This window comes from Mesorhizobium sp. P5_C1, assembly GCF_054049815.1.
The window spans coordinates 1-4,396 of sequence record NZ_JBFULQ010000458.1 but is presented as its reverse complement, the minus strand read 5'-3'; the positions used below and the strand labels follow the sequence as shown (position 1 = coordinate 4,396).

The following is a 4,396-nucleotide window of genomic DNA, read 5'->3' as shown; positions in this document are numbered from 1 at the left end:
AGCTGTGATTGCGTTCGGACAAGCCGGATAAAAAGGCGGCAAAGGAGGAAATTCCAGGCGTGCAGGGCTTGTTCATCGTCATCATCGCGATCGCCTATGTGACGCTGCTGTTCGCCATCGCCAGCCTGGGCGACCGCCGCTCGGCGATATCCGGGCCGAGCCGGGCGCGGCCGTTCATCTACGCGCTCAGCCTTGCCATCTACTGCACGTCCTGGACCTTCTTCGGCTCGGTTGGCCTCTCCTCAGAGCGCGGTCTTGAATTCCTCGGCATCTATACCGGCCCGGTGCTGGTGTTCGTGTTCGGGTTTCCGCTGCTCAACCGCATCGTGCGGCTGGCCAAGACGGAGAAGATCACCTCGATCGCCGACTTCCTCGGCGCCCGCTATGGCAAGAGCTTCACCGTCTCGGCGATCGCGACGCTGATCGCGACAATCGGCGCGGTGCCATATATCGCGCTGCAGTTGAAGGCGATCTCCGGTTCGGTCAGCCTGATGGTCGAGCATTACACCGGCTCGCCACCCTCCTTCGATCCGTTCGTCAGCGACATCTCGCTGGTCGTCGCCATGCTGCTGGCGCTGTTTGCGGTGCTGTTCGGCACACGCCATGCCGATGCCACCGAACACCAGGACGGGCTGGTGCTGGCAGTTGCGGTCGAGACCGTAGTCAAGCTCGCCGCTTTCCTGGCGATCGGCCTGATGGTCACCTTCCTGATTTTCGGCGGCCCTGGCGACATGTTCGACAAGTTGGCGCAGAACGCACAGGTCCGGCAGGCGATGGGCTACAACACCTCCCTTGCCACCTGGCTGGTGCTGACTTGCCTGAGCGGTTTCGCCATCATCATGCTGCCGAGGCAATTCTACGTCACCATCGTCGAGAACCGCGGCGAGAGCGAATTGCGCACCGCGACATGGGTGTTTCCGCTCTATCTGGTGGCAATCAATTTGTTCGTGCTGCCGATCGCCTTTGCAGGCCTGTCGCTGGTCGGCACCGGGACCAGCAGCGATCTCTATGTGCTGTCGCTGCCTCTGTTCAGCGGCCATGATCTGCTGGCGATGGCAGCCTTCATCGGCGGCCTGTCGGCGGCAACGGCCATGGTGATCGTCGAAAGCGTGGCGTTGTCGATCATGATCTCCAACGACCTCGTCATTCCGCTGTTCGTGCGCCGCCTGCTCAAGACGTCGACCTCCGAGGATGAAGACTGGTCGACGCTGATCCTCAATGTGCGGCGCGGGGCGATCTTCATCCTGCTGTTCATCGCCTTCCTCTACTACCGCGAGAGCACCAACAGCGCGCGGCTGTCGTCGATCGGCCTGATGTCGTTTGCGGCCATTGCCCAGTTCGCGCCCGCGCTGATAGGCGGACTGATCTGGCGTGGCGCCAATGGCCGGGGTGCTGCACTCGGCATGGTCGCCGGCATCCTCGTCTGGGGCTACACGCTGCTGCTTCCATCGCTTGCCGCACCCGACACCGACATCATCGCGCACGGGCTGTTCGGCTTCGAGGCGCTGCGGCCGCAGGCGCTGTTCGGCACAGTCGCCGAACCGCTGAACCACGGCGTGTTGTGGAGCCTGTCGATCAACGCGGTGTTCTTCGTGCTCGGCTCCCTGTCGCGCGCGTCGGTGCCGTTGGAGCGCATCCAGGCGTCGATCTTCGTGCCGCGCGATGCCGGCCCGATGCCCAGCCTGCGCCGCTTCCGCACCGCCATCACCGTCAACGACCTCAAGGACACGATCTCGCGCTATCTCGGCGTCGAGCGCACCGAGCGCTCCTTCCAGTCGTTCGAAAAGACCAATGGCGCCTCGCTGCACGGCAAAGAGCAGGCGAGCATGGACGTCATCCGTTTTTCCGAGCAATTGCTGGCCAGCGCCGTCGGCTCTTCCTCGGCACGGCTGATCCTGTCGCTGCTGTTTCGGCGCCACGACCGCGAATCCAGGGATGCCTTCCGGCTGCTCGACGACGCCACCGAGGCACTGCAGCACAATCGCGACCTCTTGCAGATCGCGCTCGATCAGATGGAGCAAGGCATCACCGTTTTCGACCGCGATTTCCGCCTGATCTGCTGGAACCGCCAGTACCGCGCGCTGTTCGACCTGCCCGACGAGATGGGTCAGGTCGGCGTCTCGCTCGACCGCATCCTGCGCCATCTTGCCGAGCGCGGCGACATTCCATCGGACCAGCGTGTGGCCATGCTCAACCGGCTGACCAGCTTCGTCAGTCCGTGGCAGATGGAGTTGAAGACCAGCGGCCGCATCCTCGAGCTGCGTTCCAACCCGATGCCGGATGGCGGCATTGTCGCCACCTATGCCGACATTTCCGGACGCGTCGAACAGGACCTGGCGCTGAAGCGCGCCAATGAATCGCTGGAGCAGCGCGTCAAGACCCGCACCATCGAGCTGACCCGCGTCAACGAAGAGCTGGCGCAGGCACAGATGCTGGCCGAGGAGGCCAATCTCGGCAAGACACGCTTCCTTGCCGCCGCTGGCCACGACATCCTGCAGCCGCTGAACGCTGCCCGGCTCTATTGCTCGTCGCTGATCGAGAAGGCCGGCAAGGGGCCTGCCGGCAAGGCAGCGGTCAACATCGAATCCTCGCTGGAATCGGTCGAGACCATTCTCGGTGCCGTGCTCGACATCTCCCGCCTCGATGCCGGCGCGATGAAGCCGGACGACACCGCTTTCAACCTTGACGGATTGCTGCGCCAGATCGGTAACGATTTTCGGCCACTGGCTGCCGAAAAGAAACTCGGCCTGACGATCATGCCGTCGTCGCTGACCGTGATGACGGACCGCAACCTGCTGCGCCGCCTGATCCAGAATCTCGTCTCCAATGCCATCAAGTACACGCGGAACGGCCGTGTGCTGGTCGGCGTTCGCCGTCGCGGCGACCTGGCCGAAATCCAGGTGATCGACACCGGTATCGGCATCGCCGGCGACGAACTGAACACCGTCTTTCACGAATTCACCCGGCTGGACGAAGGTGCGCGCGAAGCCGAGGGCCTCGGTCTCGGCCTTTCCATCGTCGATCGTATCGCCCGGGTTTTGCGCCTGGAGATCCGGATCTTTTCCAATCCGGGCAAGGGCACGCGCTTCTCCGTCATCCTGCCGGTCGCCGCCGTGCAGGAGCCACGACGCGAGATCGAAACCAGGGCCCCTGCCCGCGCGACAGCTTCGCTGGCCGGCCTGCATGTGCTCTGCATCGACAACGATGCCCGCATCCTCGAAGGCATGCGGCTCCTGCTCGAGGGCTGGGGCTGCAATGTCGACACGATATCAGGCTCGAGGGATCTGGCGGGTGCCACGATGCACCGCCCGGACATTGTCCTTGCCGACTACCATCTCGACGGTGAAACCGGCCTCGACATCATCGTCAGGCTGCGCGCGATCCATGGCGACGCGCTGCCGGCTGTGCTGGTCACTGCCGACCGCACCAACGAGGTGCGCACGGCCGCGGCCGGGCTCGAGATTCCGGTGATCAACAAGCCACTGAAGCCGGCGGTGCTGCGTTCGATGATGGCCAGGGTCAGGCCGCTGGCATCGGCCGCCGAATGACGATTCCGACGAGACCCGCGTGTCAGCCGGCTGGCTGCAGCGGGTCACTGCCGATCTTGGACAGCAGGATCACTGCCTGGGTGCGGCTGTCGACGCCGAGCTTCTGCAGGATGGCCGAGACATGCGCCTTGATCGTGGCCTCGGAGACGCCGAGCTCATAGGCGATCTGCTTGTTGAGCAGGCCCTCGGCCAGCATGCCGAGCACGCGGGTCTGCTGCGGGGTCAGCGCCTGCAGGCGCTTGATCAGGTCGGAAATCTCGGGATCGCGCTCGACGCCGAGATCGATGCCGACGGGCGCGGCGATGTCGCCGGCAAGCACCGACTGCACGGCGTCGCGGATCTCCTCCATACTGGCCGACTTGGAGATGAAGCCGGAAGCACCGAGATCGAGCGCACGCCTGATGGTCGCCGGATCGTCATGCGCCGAGACCACGACCAGCGGCACCGCCGGATGGATGCCGCGAAGCGAGATCAGGCCGGAAAGGCCGCTGGCGCCCGGCATCGACAGATCTAACAGCACCAGATCGACATCTTCGTTGGCCACGACCAGCGCCTTGGCGCTCTCGAAATCACCGGCCTCGTGGATTGCCGCGACATTGCCTATGCCGGCGAGCGCTTCGCGCAGCGCACCGCGAAACAGCGGGTGGTCGTCGGCGATGACGAAAGAATAGCCTGACGGCAAATGTCCCTCCCCGAATCCCGATGATTTTTTAGCTCTTTCCGGGACCAGTTGGACGATTATGAGGGGCTGCGCGCTGTTTTCAAGCGGCAAAGCCAGCGCGCCGCGTTTTCCCTGTTTCGAGCGCTCAGGTCTTCTGCGAGTTGAGCTGCGCGCCGTTGTCCTTGTC

At 64.0% G+C, this 4,396-nt stretch carries 2 protein-coding genes; one reads left to right on the top strand and one right to left on the bottom strand.

Annotated features, from left to right (window positions below):
* Positions 1-59 precede the first annotated feature (59 nt).
* Complete coding sequence (locus ACXJ7R_RS25725) at positions 60-3,548, top strand: PAS domain-containing hybrid sensor histidine kinase/response regulator (protein WP_457154283.1); 3,489 nt, start codon at positions 60-62, stop codon at positions 3,546-3,548.
* A 22-nt stretch (positions 3,549-3,570) separates the two neighbouring features.
* On the opposite strand, the gene ACXJ7R_RS25720 is transcribed toward ACXJ7R_RS25725, so the two are convergent.
* Positions 3,571-4,230, bottom strand: coding sequence for a response regulator transcription factor (locus tag ACXJ7R_RS25720; RefSeq protein WP_095082229.1), 660 nt, complete (start codon positions 4,228-4,230; stop codon positions 3,571-3,573).
* Between the last annotated feature and the right edge of the window lie 166 nt (positions 4,231-4,396).